Raw genomic sequence first — 18,880 nt, forward strand, 5'->3', positions numbered from 1 at the left:
GGACACCCCGCACGCACGGAAAGGACGGCCGATGGCTGGCGCAACACCGATCGGGCTGGACATCGGCTCATCCTCCATCCGGGCCGTCGAGGTCCGCCGCACGCGGGACGAGTACTCGCTGAGCAACTTCGGTCAGATCCCGCTGGAGCCGGGCGCGGTGCACGGCGGCGTGGTGCAGGACCCGCTCGGCGTGACCAGTGCGCTCAAGCAGCTCTGGGCCGCCTCCCGCTTCGGCACCAAACGGGTCAGCCTCGGCGTCACCAACCCGCAGCTGGTGGTCCGGGAGATGTCGATCGCGAACCTGCCGGCCGGGCAGATGCGCCAGGCCCTGCCGTTCCAGGTGAAGGACGCGCTGCCGCTCGCGGTGGAGCGCTCGCTGCTGGACTTCTACCCGCTGGAGCAGCCCGGCGACAGCCCGACCGTGCGCGGCCTGCTGATCGCCATGCCCAAGGACGCGGTCACCGACCTGGTGCATGCGGTGGAGAAGGCCGGCCTGCACGTCACCGGCGTCGACCTGGCCTCGTTCGCGCTGCTGCGCTCGGCTTCCCGGCTGGACGCTCAGGTGGAGGCGATCGTGGACATCGGCGCCGACATCACCAGCGTGGTGGTGCACGCGGACGGCGAGCCGCTGTTCGTGCGGACGCTGCCCCGCGGCGGCGCCGAGATCACCGACAGCATCGCCACCCGGCTCGGCATCCCGGCCCTGCAGGCCGAGGACCTCAAGTGCCGCTTCGGGCTGCACGGCGACGGGAACCCGGACAGCGTCGCCGCGATCACCGACGCGGTGCGGCCGCTCTCCAGCGAGCTGCGCAGTTCCTTCACCTACCTGGCCTCGGGCGAGCGGCAGAAGCAGGTCACCCGGCTGGCCCTGTGCGGCGGCGGCGCGCTGATGCCCGGGCTCGCCGAGCACCTGCAGCGCGAGCTCGGCGGCATCACCGTGATGTACGCGGACAGCACCTCTCGCCTGCGCGACACCCGCCGGGCGCGGGAGCGCGGGTTCGACAGTTTCGTGCCGTCGGCGGCCGTGTCGATCGGCCTCACCCTGGGAGCCGGCCGATGACGACCGCGTTGATGCCGCTGGACCCGTCGGTCTCCCCCCAGCACGCGAACCGGATCCTGCCGATCCGCGCGAACCTGCTGCCGCAGGACATCAGCGCCGGCCGGCGGGCGCGGCGTACCCGCGCCGCCGTGATCGTCGCGGTGGTGCTGGTGGTGGCCATGCTCGGCGCCTGGTACTGGCACGCGACGGTACAGAAGCGGGACGCCGAGGCCGACTTCGCGTCGGTCACCGAGCAGGTGTCCCAGGTGCAGAAGGGTCAGCGTGCGTACAGCGACCTGACCACGACCAAGAACACCAACATCAAGATGACGGGCCAGCTGGGCAAGCTGATGGCCGAGGACGTGCCCTGGCAGGCCGTGCTCGACCTGGTCCGCACCACCGGCGCCACGTACGAGGTGACCGTCACCGAACTCACCGGACAGCTGGCCCGGGACAACACCGGCAGCACGACCGGCGACGTGATCGGCACGATCAACATCAGCGGCAAGGCGCCGGACAAGAAGGCCGTCGCCAAATACGTCCTGGCGCTGGTCGCCCTGAAGTCCAAGGGCTTCACCGACCCGTTCGTCAGCAACGTCTCCGGGGTCGACACGGAGGGTGTCACCTTCAATCTCTCGGTGTCGCTGACCAAGGTCGCGATGTGCGGCACATACACCACGAAGTGCTCGTAGGAGACCACTGATGAGCCTGCTCCGTTCCGACCGCGTCTGGCTGTTCGGCGGGATCGGACTGGTCGCCCTCCTGGTGGCCGCCGGTTGGTTCCTGATGATCAATCCGAAGTACGCCCAGGCCTCCGAGATGCAGGGCCAGGTGGAGGAAACCACGGTCCAGCTCGCCACGCTGCGCAAGAACCTGGCCGAGCTCAAGGCGGACAACGCCAAGCTCTCGACCTACAAGGCCGAGGAGAGCCGGCTGATGAAGGCGCTGCCGACCGGCGCCGAGATTCCCGCCGACGACATCCCCGCGTTCCTGACCCAGCTGCAGGTGATGGGGATGAAGCTGGAGATCGACGTGGACGCCTACTCGGCGACCGGCCGCGCCAAGTCCACCGTGGTGCCGACGGTCGAGGAGCTGCCGATCTCGCTCAACGCCAAGGGCTCGGTCAAGGCCATCAGCACCTTCATCAACCAGTTGCAGAGCACCCAGCCACGGGCGGTGCTGGTGGAGTCGGCCAACCTGAAGTTCGACGGAACCGGCCTCGCCGAACTCGCGCTGACGCTGAACGCCTTCCGCAACCCGGACGACAGCACGACGACGGTGACCACGAACTGACCCGACGGCCGGCCGCCCCTCACCGGCGGCCGGCCACCGTCATCGCAGCAGCTCGGCGACGGCGTCGAAGGCCGGGCGGCGCACCGCGAACCGCGTGATGCCCCACCGGGCCTCGATCCGCTCCAGCTTCGCCCGGATCTCACTCAGGGTGCCGACCAGGGCATAGGGCGTCGCTGCCATCTCGCCCTCGCTGACCTCGGCCTCCGCGGCCAATCGGGCGTACGCCGCGCCGGCGTCATCGGTCACCTCGAAGTAATGCACGAGCGTCTCGATCGGAGTCCCGCCGGCCAGTTCGACCTGCGCGTCCACGTCCTCGATGCGGAACCTCGCGGTGTGCATGTGCCCGTCGGCCAGGGTGCGACCCAGGCCGGCCAGGGCGATCACGTCGGCGTTCGTGGCGGCCCAGCGCAGCAACCGCGTGTTGCCACCGCCGAACATCAGCGGCACCCGGTCCTGCACCGGGCGGGGCCCGGCCATGCCGTCGCCGGCCAGCATCCGGACGGTGGCCTCGGCAACCGCGATGCAGTGGTCGACCCGTCCCCGGACGCCGGGGCGCTCACGACCGACCGCGGTCCACTCGGCCGGGGTGTGACCGGCGCCGATGCCGAGGATCGCCCGGCCGCCGGAGACCAGGTCGAGGGTGGCGACGTCGGAGGCGATCAGGATCGGCTCGCGGACGCCGGCGTTCACCACGTACGACCCGAGCCGGATCGTGCTGGTGACGGCGGCCGCGGCGGCCAGCACGACGAACGGTGACGTGGAGGTGCCGGGGTGGTCGGGGGTGTAGAGGGCGTGGAAGCCGGCGGCCTCGGCGCGCCTGGCCAGGTCGAGCCATGCGGTGGCGTCGGTGGGCTGCGCCTGCAGCGAGAAAGTGGCCATGCGCGGATTCTTCCGACCCGCCACGTGATCCGCCGGCTTCTTCTGCCGATGGCAGACGAGGTCGGGTTCTGTGCTCTGGCCGCGACCACCCACGGACGTCGCCCTTACGGGTCGAGCGTTCTGGGCGCCCCGCGCCCTGCTCGGCCCGGAAGGGTCCCCGCGGGAGCGACGGTCCGGACCCCGGCGGAGAGAGGCAGTGAATCCCTTGAATTTGATCTTTCTCTGACCGCTACTGATCCGCAACCGGCAATACCTGGTCCGCGGCGGGCGACCGACGATGAGAGGGAGGTAGCCGAGGAGGAGCCCGCATGAACCAGAACCTGATCCTGATCGCCGATGACGACGCCGACGTCCGTGACCTGCTGACGGTCAGCCTGGAGGCGGCCGGATACCGTGCCCTCGGCGCCAAGGACGGGCACACCGCGGCCCGGATCCTTACCGTCGCCAAGCCGATCGGCATGATCACCGACGTCCGGATGCCCGCGATGAATGGCATGGAACTGTGCCAGCTCGCGCGCAGCAACCCCGACATCCGCGAGATGGCAATCCTGATGGTGTCCGGAAATGCCCACGCCTACGACGTCAACGCCGGGCTGATCTCGGGCGCGGACGGCTACCTGGCGAAGCCGCTCGCGCCGAAGGCTCTCGTCACCGAGCTGCAGAGCCTGATCAGCCGGCGCCACCTGGGGGTGTGAGGCTCCTCAGCCGGTCCGCGGTCGGGGGAAGTCCGGCGCCCCGGCGCCGGCTTCCCCGAGAACGAACGTCCCGGCGCCCGCCGCGGCCCGGTCGCCCCCGGCGACGACCCGGACTGATCCTGCGCGGACGCCCCCGGCCGGATTGCCGGAACCCGGCGTCAGCCCCTGAGCTTGCGCCAGAGGAATTCCAGGCTCAGGGCCTCGATGGTGGCGGCCTGATCGTTGTCGGCCGCGCCGCCGTGCCCACCCTCCACATTCTCGTAATAGGCGACCTCGTGACCCAGCTCGCGCAGCAGCGCCGCCATTTTGCGGGCATGCCCCGGATGCACCCGGTCGTCGCGGGTCGAGGTCAGAAAAAGAATCGGGGGGTACGGCCGGTCCGGCCGGACCTGATGGTACGGCGAATAGTCACGCAGGAACGCCCAGTCCGCCTCGACGTCGGGATCACCGTACTCGGCGGCCCAGGACATTCCGGCCAACAGTTTCGTGTACCGGCGCATGTCGAGCAGCGGGACAGACGCCACGACGGCTCCGAACAGCTCCGGATATCGCGTCAGCATGACGCCCATGAGCAGCCCGCCGTTGCTGGCGCCGGTGATGCCGAGGCGCTCCGGCGTCGTGATCCCCCGGGTGACGAGGTCGACGGCGACCGCGGCGAAATCCTCGTACGCGCGGAATCTTTTCTCCCGGATCGCCGCCTTGTGCCAATCGGGACCGTATTCGCCGCCGCCACGAATGTTCGCGACCACGTAGGTGCCGCCGCGCGCGAACCAGCCGCGACCCCACGCGCCGCTGTAACCGGGCGTCATGGAGACCTCGAAACCGCCGTACCCGTTCAGGATCGTCGGTGCGTCCGGCTGACTGCCGACGACGAAATAGGGCACGCGCGTACCGTCGGCGGAAACGGCGAAGAACTGTCGCACGGTCATGCCGGACGTGTCGAAGAACGCCGGTTCCCGTTTCAGGACCTCGGTCCGGCCACCGACCACACCGAGGCTGAGCGTGTCCGGCCGGAGAAAACCCTCCGACGAGATCAGGTACGAGTCGTCGCGGTCCGGATCGGTCTGGACGATCGCCAGGTCTTCGGCCGCGGACTCGTCGCCCAGCGGCTCCCGGCGCCAGCCGGCCGGGCCGGGCGACAGGACGAACGCGCGGGTGCGGACATCGGTCATCGTGACCAGGAGCAGGTGGTTGCGGGTCCAGGACCAGGAGCGGAGCGACGTGTGGGGGTCGGGCTCGAAGAGCACGGTCATCCGGCGTACGCCGGAAAGAAAATCGTCGAAATCGGTCGCCAGCAGTGCCCCGGCCGGATAGGTCGCCCCGCCGGTGGTCCACGCCGACCGGGGGCGGATCAGCAACCACTCCCGATGCCAGTCGCAGCCGGCGTCCTCCGGGACATCGAGCCGCACGAAATCGCCGGACGGTGAACGCAGCAGCAGATCACGACGGTAGAAGTCGACCAGCCGCAGGATGTGGTCACGCTCGAACCCGGGCGTCGGATCATGACCGGCCCACACCTCGACGTCGTCGGGCCGCCCCTCGAAGACCACCTCGGCCGCGGCCAACGGGGTGCCGCGGCGCCACTGCTTGACGATCCGCGGATAACCCGACGGCGTCAGCGAACCCGGCCCGAAATCCGTGGCCACGTAGAGGTGATCCACGTCGATCCAGCTCACGCTGGTCTTCGCCTCGGGCAGTGTGAACCCGTCGACGAAAACCCGCTCGACGAGATCGAACTCGCGGACCACCACCGCGTCGGCGCCACCCCGGGACAGGCTGACCAGGCAGCGGTCATAACCCGGCCGCAGGACCGTCACATTGCTCCAGGTCCAGTTCGTGCCCTCGGTCGCGTTCAACGCGTCGACGTCGAGCAGCACATCCCACTCCGGCTCGTCCCGCCGGAACTGCTCCGGAGTGGTCCGCCGCCACAGCCCGCGCGGATGATCGGCGTCGCGCCAGAAGTCGTAGTAGAAGCCGTCGCCGCGCCAGCCCGGATACGGAATCCGCTCCTTGCTGTCGAACGTCTCCAGGATCGCGTCCTTGAGCCGCGCGAACTCGACACCGGCCAGGGAATCGAGCGTCTCCGCGTTGCGCTCGGCAACCCAGCGCCGCGCCTCGGGCGAGTCCAGGTCCTCGAGCCAGAGATAACGGTCGTCGTCCGGCACAGCTACCCCCAGCCCCGATCAATGGCTCGACCATCGCACCCCGGGACCGCGGTTGCCAACCCTCACATCGCGATACGCGACCCTGACGACGAGAGCGGCGGCACCACCCGAGCGAGTGATGCCGCCGCTGCCTCACTCGCCGAGCAGCATCAGCGCGTCGCCCTCGAACCAGGCGTTGGCGATGTCGAGATGCCGGATACGCCACTGCTCGCCGTCACGGACCATGGTGGCGGTGTAGCGGTTCATCATCAGGGCGTGACGGGTCACCGCCGGGTCGGACCCGGAGCCCGGCTTGAAATGCTGAGCCTGGGCGTAGGCCAGCACCGTGGCGCTGTCGCCGTCGATCGTGATGCGGACGTTGCTGATGGCGTGGCTGGAGTCCAGCGGCCCGACCGCACCGATCAGGGCGGTGACGACGGTCTCCCGCGGGGCGAGCGGCGGGAAGTCGTACCCGATCCGCCGCATGGCCGGGCCGAGATCGACGACGGCGTCCTCGGTGAGTGCGGAGGTGAGCAGGTCGGCATCGTTCAGGTCGAGGCCGGCGGCGTAGCGGTGGAGTGTGTCGGTGATCGCGGCTCGGTCGATGAGGCCGGCGAGGGTCGCGGAGGTGTCGATCAGGTCGGTCATGTACTCACCCCATCAAGCGGGCGCAGACACAACGCCGACGAAACGTAGATGCCGGGCCGGTCGCCCCGCGGCCGGCTTGCTGTTCAGGGCGGCCAAGGCTGCCCGGCAGCGATCCGGGCCCTCCACCTGTGCGGCCCGGCGCCGTGCGAAGGCCTGGATCAGTACCGGGTACCGGTAAGTGTCGACGTCGAGGGTCTCCACCAGGTGGGCATCCACGAGCTCCTCCAGAGCGGCACGTGCCTCGGCCTCGGGGAGCCCGGTCATCGCGGTCACCTCGGCAACGGTACGCAGCGGCGAGGCAGCCAGGGCAGCCAGACGAAAGACCTCGGCCGACATCGACCCGAGTCGTGCCTCCGCCCGCCGGATCGGCTCATCGACGATCTTGCAGTCCTCGTGCATGACGACCGGTTCTTGCAGGTCGTTCGCCAGTTGCTCCATGATCTGCCGCACCGTCCACCTCGGCCGGTCGAGCAGCCGGGCAGCGGCCACCCGCACCGACAGGGCGTGCCCGGAGCAGGCCGCGACCAGTTCCCGGGCCGCGTCCGGTTCGGCCCCGACCCGCCGATGCCCCGCGATCTCACCGAGGAGGCGCAGCGATTCCTGGTCGCTCAGCGGACCGAGCCGCTGCCACGCCATCGCCGGCAACTCCAGGAGACGGCGACTCGCCGTCACCATCACCGCGCAGCTGGGCAACAGAGGATCCACCTGCGTGCTGGTGCCTGCGTCGTCGAGGATCACCAGCATCTTGCGTCCCGCCGTGACCGTGCGCCACAGCGCGGAACGCTCGGCCGTCGTGCCGGGCAACGAGATGTCCGCTCGGATCGAGCGGAGCAGCGGTCCCAGAGCCTCGTACGCCGTCATGGAGCGGCCGGTACGGGCGCGTAGATCGAGGTACATCCGCCCGTCCGGGAAGCTGTCGGCGAGAGCATGGGCCACATGCACGGCCAGAGTCGTCTTGCCCGACCCGCCGAGACCGGTGATACCGGCAACCGGTATCCCGCCGTCCTCGGTGAGCACCCGGCGCAGCCGGTCGATCTCCTCGTGACGGCCGGTGAAGTCCCGGATGTCCGGCGGGATCTGCACCGGACGGCCGGGCCGCGGCCCGGCCGTCACCTCCGGCGCAGTGGCCGCCCCGGCTCCCTGCAGCAGGCGCTGATGCAGCCGCTGCAGCTCGGGACCGGGCTCGATGCCGAGCTGATCACGCAGCCCGGTGCGCAGCCGGCGAAACGCCTCGAGCCCGTCTGCGGTCTGCCCGGAACGGTGCAGGGCGGTCATCCACAGCTCGGTCAGGCGCTCGTCCAGCGGGCGATCGGCGACGGCCGCGCCGATCTCCGCGCGGACCGCCTCGTGCCGGCCGAGAGCCAGCTCCGCGGTGAACAGCTGCTCCCGAGCGGCCCGCCGGGACTCCTCGAGCCGGGCGCGCTGGGCGGCGGCGAACTCCGCCCGGACGCCACCCAGCGCCGGGCCGGACCAGGCATCGAGCGCGGCACGCAGAGCGCCGGCCGCGCCGTCGACGTCCCCGCCGAGCCGGGCCTCGCGCGCGGCGCCGACGAGCCGGTCGAACTCGTCCGCATCGACACCGGCGCCGTTACGCACGAGGTGATAGCCACTCGCCGACCGGCGCAGCTCGGCCTCGCCCCCGGCCAGGACCTGTCGCAGGCGGGCAGCATACGTACGAACGGTGCTGTGCGCCGATGCCGGCGGGTGGTCGCCCCACAGCGCGACGACGACGTCGTCGATCGGCACCGGCGCGTTCCGGAGGAGCAGCAGAGCCAGCAGCCCGCGTTGCTGGGGTGCCCCCGGATCGGCGTCACCGGCCTCCGTGATGACCCGCACCGGGCCCAGCAGAGTGAATCTCACGGTTGAATCCTCACGGGGCAGGCAGCGTACGCCAAGCCCTTCCCTACGTGAGCTGCACGATCGGATACGGATTCCGGTGCGCTGATCAGACGGCGGGCTTGATGTTGTGGTTGAGCCGGAAGAGGTTCGCCGGGTCGTACCGGGCCTTCGCCCGCGCCAGCCGGTCGTAGGTGGCGGCCGGATAGGCCGCGCGGACCGCCTCGTCGGCCAGATCCTCCTGACCGATGAAGTTGAGGTGCTTACCTCCAGCGCCCACGGCTCCCGACCGTCGAACAGCTCACCGGTCCAGCGCAGGGCCGGCCCGGTCGTGTCCGGGGCGCCGACGGTGACGACCCAGAGGACGAACTCCGACGTACGCAGACCGGCCCACCAGCGCCCGCCGACGCAGCGCAGACGAACCGTTGACAGCCGGGCCCTCACCACGGGCCGGCCACACCCCGCTCCGGGTTGTCATCGAGTTGTCTCCGCACGTCCCGGGGCACTCGCACACCACGAGCGCGCAGATCGGCGATGAACCGGGCGGCGAGGGGGTCGGGTGCCCCCGGTGTCACCGCGAACAGTTGCCGGACCCACCGGGGCGAAAAGGAGCGAACCACGCCCGGGAAGCCGGCGCTGACCGCACTGACCGGACTGATCGCGATGCCGAGCCCGGCCGCCGCGAGCTGGGGTGCCGCCGAGGTGACCGACGTTCTCAGCACGGGATGGAGACGAAGCCCGGCGGCGCCGAGCGACCGGTCGAGCCAGCTGCTCAAGCCGTTGTCCGGCGCGAAGTGCACCAGATCCGCACCGTCGATCTCGGCGAGTTCCACCGATCCGCGCTCCGCCAGCGGGTGATCCGTCGATGCCGTCAGGACGATCTCCTCCTCCGCGATGAAGGTCGAGGTGAGGTGGTCACTCGCCGGACCGGGAAGCACCCAGACGTCGACCTCGGCCCCATCGACGGAGCTGAACAGGCCGTCCGGCGTGACCGCCTCCCGAATGCCGATCGCCACCTCCGGATGGAGCCGATGCCAGGCACGGATCACCGGAGCGAGCAGTGGCACGGTCAGACTCTGTGCGCAGACCAGGCGCAGCGATCCGCCCTTCGCCTCCCCCACGGCCCGAGCCGAGCGCACCGCCGACGCGGCCGCGTCGATCGCTCGCCGGGCATCGGCGACGGCAGAGCGCCCGGCCGGGGTGAGCGAGACCCCTCGGGACTCCCGGCGCAGCAGCGGTGTGCGGGTTTCCCGCTCGAGCGTGGCGATCTGCTGGGACACCGCGGGCTGCGACGAGTGCAGCAGCCGGGCCGCCTCGGTGATCGAACCGGTGTCCGCGACGGCGACCAGACACTCCAGCGCACGCAAAGAAGCCATTCGGAAATCTTATCGGTGCCGCCCGATAGATAAATGCTTCTGAGGGAAGCGGGAAGCGGTGCCGATTGCTGTTACCGGGCAGAGACCATCACGACCACGGGAGTACGACATGGCACAGACCTTCATCACCGGCGGCTCCGGCTTCATCGGCCGGCGACTGGTACATCGCCTGGTGACCGGCGGACACGCGGTCAAGGTCCTGGTCCGCAGTGCGGCGTCCGCCGACGTCGTGGCCGCACTGGGCGCCGAGCCGGTGCACGGCGAACTGACCGATCCGGCCACCTGGAGCGCCGCCGCCGAAGGCAGCGAAGTGCTGTTCCACCTGGCCGCGGAGACCGACATCACGGCCAGTCGCGAGCGGCAGGAGTTGATCACCGTGGGCGGCACCCGAGCCGCCCTCCAGGCATCCCGGCAAGCCGGAGTCGCCCGCTTCGTGCACTGTGGCAGCGAATCCGCCCTGCTGGCCGGCGAGCCACTCATCGACGTCGACGAGAGCGCCCCGCTGCGGCCGGACTCGGAAGCCGCGTACTGCGCGACGAAAGCACAAGCCGAAGCACTGGTCCTGGCCGCGAACGCGCCCGGCTTCACCACCGTGTCGATCCGGCCGCGGTTCGTCTGGGGACCCGAAAGCTCCCTGATCGAAGGTCTCCTCCACGCGGCCCGCAACGGCCAGTTCGCCTGGATCGAAGGCGGTCGGCACACCACCGACGTCACCTTCGTCGACAACGCGGTGGAAGGACTCGTCCGGGGATGGACGCACGGCCGGTCAGGCCAGGCGTACTTCATCACCGATCAGCACCGCGTGACCCTCCGCGAGTTCCTCGAGACGAACTTCGCGATCTACGGACTCGACGCCACCATCCCCGACATCGACGCCGCCACCGCGGCCGGCGCCATCCCCGTTCCGGCGCGCTGGTTCCTGGAGCAGGTCTGCACCCTGCGCACCGGCAAAGCGGTCGCCGAACTCGGATACCGGCCAGTCGTGACGCAGGCCGAAGGCCTCAACGCCGTACGGGAATCGCTCACCCGCGCCGCCGCCTGACCACACCACCGCGACCCACCCGAGCCGCGCCGATCATCGAGCGCTCGGCGTCTCCTGACCGAGGCCACCCGTGACGTGTCTGCTTCCGAGCCTCGGCCCGGGGGCAGACACGAAGAAGAGCTCAGGTCGCGTCGCCGCGAACCCAAGCCCTCCGCTCACGGGCGGGCCTGCCGGCTGCCGACTCGAACCCGCTGGTCGTGGGACCGGGGCTCGCCGCGCTGCGGAGGGGTCAACGCTCGCTACACGGCGGCAGCTCGCCTCCGGATCCCCTCGGCGAAGAACGCCCGAGCCGATCGAGGCGCCCAGAGCAGCACGACGGTGACGAGCTGGACAGCACCGATGACGGGGATGACCGCGTGGAACATCGGTGTGGACGACCAGGAGAACGCACCGAATGCCACCGACAGCAGTTGTGAAGCCGTCGTCAGCCGGCGCGTCCACGGCTGTGCGGTCCGCAGCTTGCCGATCAGCACCGCGCAGAGCACCAGCAGGACGCCGTGGAAGACGACCGCCGAGGTGACCGCGATGTCGACGGACCGGGTGACCGCCGTCGCGCCGAAGCCGGGATGCCGGGACGCGATCTCGTCGTGAAGGACACCTCGGTCGACCTGCATGACGATCGGCACCGCCAGGTGACTGAGCGCGATGAGCGCCAGCAGTACCCGGGCCGCCCGGATGGGCGAAGGGCTGCGCGGAACGCGGGCCCCACCGGAGGTTTGCATGACTCTCCTCTGTCCTTCGTCGGATCCGGTCAGGTGCGGTTCATCAGAATGGTGAGGCCGTCCAGGATGAGAGCCAGGCCGAAGGCGTACTGCGCGGTGTGGAAGTCCGGTTGGGGTGGCGCGGCGCCGGACTGTGCCAGCTGGGGAAAGGTGTCGGGATCGACCAGTTCGGCGATCCGATGCCCGTAGGTCCCCGGTGGCACGCGTGGCTTGCGAGTCGATCCCACGGCACCGAGCTGCAGGATCAGCGCGGTGTGTGAACGTACGTAACCGTCGATGACGAGCAGGGTCGAGAGCCGCTGCGGGACGGTCAGCCCGGTTCCGGCCAGCGCGACCAGGCCGGCCTCGGTCCAGTGCAGGGGGTTCGGCTCCAGCGGCGGCTCCGCCAGCGGGACGTTCACGATCCACGGGTGCTCGATCAGCCGGGCCGCCAGCGCGGACGCCCACCGTTCGATGCCGGTCCGCCAGTCCGGGGCCGGCGGCAGGTCGGGCCGGCCGTAAGCGGTGTGCAGCATCAGCGACAGAAGCTCTTCTTTGGAGTCGAGGTAGCGGTAGAGCGACATGGTGCTCACGTTCAAGTGCGCGGCCATCGCCTTCATCGACACCGCGTCCAGTCCGTCGCGGTCGGCGACACCGACCGCGGCCACGCCGATCTCCTGAAGGCTCAACGTCGGTTTGGGCCCACGGCGGCGGCCGGCGTCGCGGCCCCAGAGTTGCAGTAGGTAGCGGGGAATCTCGGTGTCCACGGATCTACGCTAGCACTTACTGCTTGACCCGTACGCAGTTAGCGGTCTAGTTTTATCTGCGTGATGCATACGCAGATAACGCAAGGCACTGGATCAACCGCCGCCTCCCGCCGGGAATGGATCGCGCTCGGCGTGCTGTGCTTGCCCCTGCTCGTCGTGTCGATGGATGTGTCGGTGCTGTTCTTCGCGGCTCCGTTCATCGCCTCCGACCTCCGTCCCAGCGCTGTTCAGCAACTGTGGATCTTCGACATCTACGGGTTCGTCCTGGCCGGACTGTTACTGACCATGGGCGCCCTCGGCGACCGCATCGGCCATCGCCGGCTCCTCATGATCGGCGCCGTCGGTTTCGCCGCAAGCTCCCTCGCCGCGGCGTTCGCACCGACCGCCGGCATGCTCATCCTGGCCCGCGCCGTGCTGGGCATCGCCGGCTCGACACTGATGCCCGCCACGCTCGCCCTGATCCGCACGATGTTCCCCGACCCGGCGCAGCGCATCAAAGCGATGTCGATCTGGACCGCGGTCATGGCCGGCGGCGTCACCGTCGGCCCGATCATCAGCGGCCTGCTGCTCGACACGTTCTTCTGGGGCTCGATCTTCCTCATCAACCTCCCGGCGATGGCGCTGCTGCTGATCATCGCGCCGGTCCTGCTGCCCGGATCACGCGGCGCGGCGGCAGGCCGGGTCGACTGGCTCAGCTCACTGACCGCACTGGCATCGATTCTCCCGGTGACGTACGGCGTGAAGAGCCTGGCCGAGAACGGCTGGGCCACCGGTCCGGCGCTGATCCTGGCGGTCGGCGTCATCGCCGGGGCGGCGTTCACCGTTCGGCAGCTACGGCTCGTTCACCCGCTGATCGACGTCCGCGCCCTGGGACAGCGCCTGATCGGCGGCTCCGTCCTGATCAATGTGATCGGCACGTTCGCCCTGATGGCCAGCTCGGTCGTCATCACCCAGTTCCTTCAGTCGGTGCTCGGCCTCGACCCGCTGATCGCCGCACTGTGGAGCGTCGTGCCGGCCGTCGGCGTCGGCGCCGCGGCACCATTGGCGGCCAAATCCTCGTCCGCGTTCGGCCGGCCCCGCGTGCTCGCCGCCGGCCTGGTGCTGAGTGCCGCCGGTTTCGGGGTGCTCACCCAGGTCCGGCTGACCGGCTTCTCGCCACTCACCGTCGCACTGGTCGGGGCTGGACTGGTCGCCGCCGGCATCGTCTCGGTGATGACGCTGGTCGCGGACCACCTACTCGGCGCCGCCCCCGCCGAACGGGCCGGTGCCGTCGGCGGCCTCATCGAGACCTCCGGCGAACTCGGCGGAGCGCTCGGCATCGCCCTGCTCGGCAGTGTCATGGCCGCCAGCTACAAGTCCGCAGTCACCACCCTGCTTCCTACCGGGCTCCCGGCCGCCGCCGCCGACACGGCACAGCAGACCATCGCCGGCGCCTCGGTGGTCGCGCGGAACCTGCCCGCCGCCGAAGCCGACCACGTCGTGCACGCCTCACGTACGGCATTCATCACCGCCATGCACACCACCAGCACGGTCGCCGCCGTCATTCTCGTCAGCACGGCGGTCCTCACCCTGATCCTGCTGCGCGGCCCCGCATCGGCACGAGCCGACGTCCCAGTCCTCAGCCGGCCCGCCTCCCCCGACCAGTGAACACTCCGTACGAACGCGAAGGAGCACGAACGATGGGCACGCTGGACAACAAGACAGCATTGGTCACCGGCGGATCCCGGGGCATCGGGCGGGCGATCGCGAGACGACTGGCCGCCGACGGCGCCGAGATAGTCGTCCACTACGCCGGCAACGACGCGGCGGCAGCCGCGACGGTAACCCAGATCGAAGCGGAGGGCGGTCAGGCTTTCGCGGTCAAGGCCCGATTCGGCGACGACGGTGCCCTGGACGCCCTGTTCGACGCGCTCGCCGGACGCAGACTGGACATCCTGGTCAACAATGCCGGCCTGAGCTCGGGCAACTCGATCGCGCAAGTCACCCCGGAAGAGCTGCAGCACCTGTTCACCATCAATGTCAGCACGCCGTTCTTCCTGATCCAGCGAGCGCTGCCGCTGCTCAACGACGGCGGCCGCATCATCAACATAGGCTCGACAGCCAGCCGGTTCGCGGTCTCCACACAGATCGGCTACACGGTCAGCAAAGCGGCGCTGGAGTCGATGGCGCCGTCGCTGGCCAACGAACTGGGCGGGCGGGGCATCACGGTGAACACGGTCGCGCCAGGCGCGGTACGCACCGACATGACCGCCGGATACACCGCGATTCCCGAGGTGGTGGCCAGCATAGAGGCGATCACCGCACTGGGTCGCCTGGGCGAGCCCGAAGATGTCGCCGAGGTCGTCGGCCTGCTCGCCGGCCCGGCCGGCCGATTCGTCACCGGCCAGACCATCGACGTCTCCGGCGGTACGTACCTCGGCCCGATCGCCCGCGCTTGACCGCCGGCCGCGCCGAGGCCCAACCCCGCACCGACCCGCACCGCGAAGGTGCCGACCGCCGACTCGGCCCCGTCCGGAACCACCGCAACCCCGCGCAGAAACGACGAGAGCTCTGGTCCGCGGAGATCGGGGACCAGAGCCACTCGCTCGAGTGAAGGTGACGACCCTTTGACAGGAGTCCTACCGGTCGATCGCAGCGGGACGGCAGGACGAGCTGCACCGGCGGGCGGTGAGCCCGGTGGCCGCGCACCCGACGAAGCAGTCTTCGCCAAGATTCTCCTCGCCGCGGAGGAGCCTGGGTCGTTCTCGCCGCCCGGCTCGGACCCTACGGTCGAGGTGGCACGTCACCCCGGAAAACAGAAAAGCACCGACCAATCGGTCGGTGCTTCATCCACCGGGTCACTTCTCCGGATCGCTCGCGCTGACCCGGGTTCACGTAAGCAACCCATGGTGGAGCTGAGGGGACTCGAACCCCTGACCCCCACACTGCCAGTGTGGTGCGCTACCAGCTGCGCCACAGCCCCTTGCTGTCGTCCCCGGCGTTTCCCCCGGGCACGCTGGAAATACTACACACCCCCGGGAGGCCCCCCGCACCACCCCCTCAGTTCAGGGAGACGTCCGGCGGGAAGTGGGCGACCGCGGCCAGGATGTCGCCTTGGCGGCGCAGGACCATGGCCCACAGGTCGTCGGGCCGTTCGACGAACGGGTCGCCGGGGAGGGCGTCGAAGACGAACCAGGAGCCGGAGGCGATCTCCTCTTCCAACTGGCCCGCGGACCAGCCCGAATATCCGGCGAAGACCCGGATGCCGGCCACGTTCTCCCGGAGGTGTTCCGGGTCGGCGGAGAGGTCGAGGGTGCCGAGCGAGCCCGCGACCGGGTGGAAACCGGTCACCCGTTTTTTCACTTCGGGGCGGGTGCGGGCCAGGCAGATCGCCGACTCGGGCTGGACCGGGCCGCCTTCGAAGAGCACGGCGGGGTCGCCGGCCAGTTCGCCCCAGTTGCCGAGCACTTCGGCGACCGGGACTTCGGTGGCCCGGTTGAGGACCACTCCCAGGGCGCCGCCCGCTTCGTGGGCGACGAGCAGCACGACCGTACGGTCGAAGTTCGGATCTTTGAGGGTGGGCGTGGCAACCAGCAGCTGACCGGTCATCGACTCCACCGATCGGCCTCCGATCCGCTGCCCCTCACCGAACACGGGATTCCTTCCACCGTCCGACGTCAACGCCATGTCAGCACATTAGCCTGGCTTTCCGGCCACGGATAAGGTCTGCACATGAACCCGTCATCCCCAGCAGCAGAGATCGGCGTCATCGGCGGATCAGGGCTGTACGCACTGCTCGACGGCGCCATTGAACACGACGTCACGACGCCGTATGGTCCGCCATCCGACAAGATCACGATTGCCGAGGTCGGCGGGCGGCGGGTGGCGTTCCTGCCGCGGCACGGGCGCGATCACCGGTTCCCGCCGCACAAGATCCCCTATCGGGCGAATCTGTGGGCGCTGCGTTCGCTCGGTGTGCGTCAGGTCGTGGCGCCGTGCGCGGTCGGTGGCCTGCGGCCGGAATTGGGGCCGGGCACGTTCGTGGTGCCGGATCAGCTGATCGACCGAACGAGTGGCCGGGTGCAGACGTTCTTCGACGAGGGCGCGGTGCACGTGTCGTTCGCCGATCCGTATTGTCCGGCCGGCCGCGCCACGGTTCTGGATTCCGCCGCTCGGGTGAATGCGGTCGACGGCGGCACGATGATCGTCGTCGAGGGTCCGCGCTTCTCGACGCGCGCCGAGTCCCGCTGGTTCACCTCGATCGGCGGCACGATCGTCAACATGACCGGTCACCCGGAAGCGGTCCTGGCCCGCGAGCTGGCTCTCTGCTACACCGCGATTGCGCTCGTCACCGACTTGGACGCGGGCGTCGAGGGCGACCACGGTGTCACCCAGGAGGAGGTCTTCTCCGTCTTCGCCGAGAACACCGCCCGCTTGCGCGACGTGCTCCTGGACGCGGTGACGAAGCTCCCGACCGAGCGCTCGTGCCCTTGCAAGGATTCCCTGGAGGGCATCAAGGTCCCGTTCGATCTCCCTTGAGGATCAACACCTTTTTGCGCGTACGTCGTGAGCCGCCCCGCCTCGGCCGAGCGGATCTGCGCGTGCGAGGAGGTTCGGCGCGCTCGAGCCGGTGAAGTCCTGGGAACCTCCGGTCGACGGCTGGCCCGGGCCGGGGGTCATCCGGCGTGCGGCCAACATGATAAGTGCCGATTGCCGACAAAGAACTCCATACCAGGCACGTATTTGCCTCATAACGCTCAAAACCCTCGATCTGCAAAGTGCAGACAGCGGGTAGCTGACGGCAGGATCGTTACGGCCCATTGCTAGTTGCCTAATCGCGACAGACGATACCTCTTAGGAGGTGCGTCATGTCGACACACTCACGCACGGCGAAGACCGGTCGGATCCTGTTCCCAGGCCCCGGCATCGTTGTCACCAGCACCCACGTCGAGACGTTCGAGGGCTGCTACCGGATCCGCGATCTGGTCATCGAGAATCCGTGCTACTACTACGCGTTTCCCACCAAGGTGATGGCGATCTACTGTGGAGCGGTCGAGATGCTCGCGAGCATCCTCCCTGCCGCGCTCTCCGGGTCGCCGGTGCTGTTCGGTGCGGCCGGCCTGCTGGCCGGGGCCGGCCTGACCGGGGCAATCCTCATCGATCACCACCGCAAACCACGGTGGATGACTCTGACCGCGCGCTGTCGGGGGCGCCGCATCGTCCTCTTCAGCTCGCGCGACCGCCGCGTCTTCGAGCAGGTGAGACGGGCCGTCGTCCGCGCCCAGGAGGCCAGTCGCCGCCCGAAGCCGTGAGCTCAGGATCGGCGGAAGTCGTCGCGGATCGCACGAATCATCTGCAAGGCCCGGTCTCCCGTCCGGCCGTAGTCGAGCAGGTCCTGGAAGAGCGCCCGATGTTGTTTCGTCGAGGCATCGTCGGTCAGAAGGAAGTCGGAGCCCGCCGCCGCCTCGACGAAAAGCACGTCACTGTGACTCTGCCCGGAGAACTGGAGCAACTCGAACGAGCCACCGAGGCCGGAATGATGCTCCAGATCGAGCGGAGTCACACCGATGGAGATCCGGTCGTTGCCCTCGGCCAGTTCGAGGAGCCGATCCAGCTGGCGGGACATGAGGTCGGGCCCACCGACCGGCCGCCTGAGCACCGCCTCGTCGATCACCGCCTCGATCCGTGGCGCATTCGGACCGCCGAGGCGCTCGAAAACCGCCTCCTGACGGCTCATCCGCAGATCCACCCGAGCCTGCACCTGCTCGTCGTTCGGATCGGCACGCAGGGTCCTCGCCACGGCGGTTCGCGCATATTCTTTGGTCTGCAACAGCCCAGGAACGAAAAGAATCTGCCACATCCGGATGACCGCGGCTTCATTCTCGTAAGCGACGAAGTCAGCGAAGGCTCCGGTCAACCGATGCTTGCTGTACCACTGACGGGTGCGGGAGGTCCGTGACAGACGCGACAACTCGTCGACCTCGTCGTCATCGGCCACACCGTAGTAAGTCAACAATGCGCGGACCTCGAGCGGCTGGACCGAGACCTCGCCTTTTTCGATCCGCGTCAGCTTCGATGCGGACCAATCCATTGCTCCGGCAACCACAGAAGCGCTCAGGCCGGCACGCTCGCGCAGCAGCTTCAGGCGCTGCGCGACGCTCGCTCTGGCGATCTTCGGGCCGGCCCCCGGCTGCGGCACGACAGACCGGCCAGACGCTTCTGACATGTCGCCTACATCCCCTCTTCCGTCGCCACCGCAACTTGCAGAAAGCAAGTGGCCGATAAAAACCCGACGAAAGCCTACTGCATCTCAGGGACAGACAAACATCGACGATGCGAGAAACCGATCCGCGCCGTTGTCCGACGGGATCCAGAAAGCTGAATGTCCGGTACTGTGAGTGATCGGTCGGCTCCACTGCGGCGACTCGACCTCCGGTGCAGCCCTGGACCCGGCCGCACCGAGATTCCCAGCCCAAGGCAA

At 69.2% G+C, this 18,880-nt stretch carries 19 protein-coding genes and 1 tRNA gene; 9 read left to right on the forward strand and 11 right to left on the reverse strand.

The window, feature by feature from the left end:
• The first annotated feature begins 31 nt into the window (after positions 1-31).
• The 3 genes from pilM to pilO are packed head-to-tail and all read left to right on the forward strand — an operon-like array spanning position 32 to position 2,332.
• Positions 32-1,060, forward strand: coding sequence for a type IV pilus assembly protein PilM (pilM, locus tag ACH442_RS11780; protein ID WP_396337918.1), 1,029 nt, complete (start codon positions 32-34; stop codon positions 1,058-1,060).
• On the forward strand, positions 1,057-1,731 hold the full coding sequence (locus ACH442_RS11785; RefSeq protein ID WP_396337919.1) for a hypothetical protein: 675 nt from the start codon (positions 1,057-1,059) through the stop codon (positions 1,729-1,731). Before pilM ends, ACH442_RS11785 begins: the two co-directional genes overlap by 4 nt.
• Positions 1,732-1,741: 10 nt before the next feature.
• Positions 1,742-2,332, forward strand: a complete 591-nt coding sequence (pilO, locus tag ACH442_RS11790; RefSeq protein ID WP_396337920.1) for a type 4a pilus biogenesis protein PilO — start codon at positions 1,742-1,744, stop codon at positions 2,330-2,332.
• A gap of 39 nt (positions 2,333-2,371) precedes the next feature.
• Here pilO and ACH442_RS11795 read toward each other — a convergent pair whose 3' ends face one another.
• Positions 2,372-3,211, reverse strand: a complete 840-nt coding sequence (locus tag ACH442_RS11795; RefSeq protein WP_396337921.1) for an LLM class flavin-dependent oxidoreductase — start codon at positions 3,209-3,211, stop codon at positions 2,372-2,374.
• 308 nt (positions 3,212-3,519) lie between these two features.
• Here ACH442_RS11795 and ACH442_RS11800 point away from each other — a divergent pair, with 308 nt between their 5' ends.
• Positions 3,520-3,906 (forward strand): response regulator, encoded by a 387-nt coding sequence (locus ACH442_RS11800; RefSeq protein ID WP_396337922.1) that lies wholly within the window; start codon positions 3,520-3,522, stop codon positions 3,904-3,906.
• A 158-nt stretch (positions 3,907-4,064) separates the two neighbouring features.
• Here the strand turns inward: ACH442_RS11800 and ACH442_RS11805 are convergent, their stop codons facing one another.
• The 5 genes from ACH442_RS11805 to ACH442_RS11825 form a co-directional block, all read right to left on the reverse strand.
• Positions 4,065-6,071 (reverse strand): prolyl oligopeptidase family protein, encoded by a 2,007-nt coding sequence (locus ACH442_RS11805; protein WP_396337923.1) that lies wholly within the window; start codon positions 6,069-6,071, stop codon positions 4,065-4,067.
• A 132-nt stretch (positions 6,072-6,203) separates the two neighbouring features.
• On the reverse strand, positions 6,204-6,698 hold the full coding sequence (locus ACH442_RS11810; RefSeq protein ID WP_396337924.1) for a nuclear transport factor 2 family protein: 495 nt from the start codon (positions 6,696-6,698) through the stop codon (positions 6,204-6,206).
• Between the two features lie 12 nt (positions 6,699-6,710).
• On the reverse strand, positions 6,711-8,558 hold the full coding sequence (locus ACH442_RS11815) for a BTAD domain-containing putative transcriptional regulator (protein WP_396337925.1): 1,848 nt from the start codon (positions 8,556-8,558) through the stop codon (positions 6,711-6,713).
• 85 nt (positions 8,559-8,643) lie between these two features.
• Positions 8,644-8,814 (reverse strand): BBE domain-containing protein, encoded by a 171-nt coding sequence (locus ACH442_RS11820; RefSeq protein ID WP_396337926.1) that lies wholly within the window; start codon positions 8,812-8,814, stop codon positions 8,644-8,646.
• A gap of 160 nt (positions 8,815-8,974) precedes the next feature.
• A complete protein-coding gene (locus tag ACH442_RS11825; RefSeq protein ID WP_396337927.1) occupies positions 8,975-9,910 on the reverse strand; it encodes a LysR family transcriptional regulator in 936 nt (311 codons plus the stop codon).
• Between the two features lie 109 nt (positions 9,911-10,019).
• Here ACH442_RS11825 and ACH442_RS11830 point away from each other — a divergent pair, with 109 nt between their 5' ends.
• A complete protein-coding gene (locus ACH442_RS11830; RefSeq protein WP_396337928.1) occupies positions 10,020-10,952 on the forward strand; it encodes an NAD-dependent epimerase/dehydratase family protein in 933 nt (310 codons plus the stop codon).
• Between the two features lie 239 nt (positions 10,953-11,191).
• Here the strand turns inward: ACH442_RS11830 and ACH442_RS11835 are convergent, their stop codons facing one another.
• Positions 11,192-11,674 carry a hypothetical protein gene (locus tag ACH442_RS11835; protein ID WP_396337929.1) on the reverse strand — a complete coding sequence of 161 codons (483 nt, stop codon included), beginning with the start codon at positions 11,672-11,674 and terminating at the stop codon, positions 11,192-11,194.
• Between the two features lie 29 nt (positions 11,675-11,703).
• Positions 11,704-12,420, reverse strand: a complete 717-nt coding sequence (locus ACH442_RS11840) for a TetR/AcrR family transcriptional regulator (RefSeq protein ID WP_396337930.1) — start codon at positions 12,418-12,420, stop codon at positions 11,704-11,706.
• A gap of 63 nt (positions 12,421-12,483) precedes the next feature.
• On the opposite strand from ACH442_RS11840, the gene ACH442_RS11845 reads away from it, so the two are divergent.
• Both ACH442_RS11845 and ACH442_RS11850 read left to right on the forward strand, forming a co-directional pair.
• Positions 12,484-14,067 carry an MFS transporter gene (locus tag ACH442_RS11845; protein WP_396337931.1) on the forward strand — a complete coding sequence of 528 codons (1,584 nt, stop codon included), beginning with the start codon at positions 12,484-12,486 and terminating at the stop codon, positions 14,065-14,067.
• A gap of 32 nt (positions 14,068-14,099) precedes the next feature.
• Positions 14,100-14,858, forward strand: a complete 759-nt coding sequence (locus ACH442_RS11850; RefSeq protein ID WP_396337932.1) for an SDR family NAD(P)-dependent oxidoreductase — start codon at positions 14,100-14,102, stop codon at positions 14,856-14,858.
• A 448-nt stretch (positions 14,859-15,306) separates the two neighbouring features.
• Here the strand turns inward: ACH442_RS11850 and ACH442_RS11855 are convergent.
• A tRNA-Ala gene (locus ACH442_RS11855) sits at positions 15,307-15,382 on the reverse strand.
• Positions 15,383-15,459: 77 nt separating this feature from the next.
• Positions 15,460-16,008, reverse strand: a complete 549-nt coding sequence (locus tag ACH442_RS11860) for a YqgE/AlgH family protein (RefSeq protein ID WP_396338133.1) — start codon at positions 16,006-16,008, stop codon at positions 15,460-15,462.
• Positions 16,009-16,131: 123 nt separating this feature from the next.
• On the opposite strand from ACH442_RS11860, the gene ACH442_RS11865 reads away from it, so the two are divergent.
• A complete protein-coding gene (locus ACH442_RS11865) occupies positions 16,132-16,938 on the forward strand; it encodes an S-methyl-5'-thioadenosine phosphorylase (RefSeq protein ID WP_396337933.1) in 807 nt (268 codons plus the stop codon).
• Between the two features lie 329 nt (positions 16,939-17,267).
• Complete coding sequence (locus tag ACH442_RS11870; protein WP_396337934.1) at positions 17,268-17,711, forward strand: DUF6232 family protein; 444 nt, start codon at positions 17,268-17,270, stop codon at positions 17,709-17,711.
• A gap of 2 nt (positions 17,712-17,713) precedes the next feature.
• Here the strand turns inward: ACH442_RS11870 and ACH442_RS11875 are convergent, their stop codons facing one another.
• Positions 17,714-18,625 (reverse strand): helix-turn-helix domain-containing protein, encoded by a 912-nt coding sequence (locus tag ACH442_RS11875; RefSeq protein ID WP_396337935.1) that lies wholly within the window; start codon positions 18,623-18,625, stop codon positions 17,714-17,716.
• Between the last annotated feature and the right edge of the window lie 255 nt (positions 18,626-18,880).

Source organism: Actinoplanes sp. NPDC020271, from assembly GCF_044388125.1.
GTDB lineage: Bacteria > Actinomycetota > Actinomycetes > Mycobacteriales > Micromonosporaceae > Actinoplanes.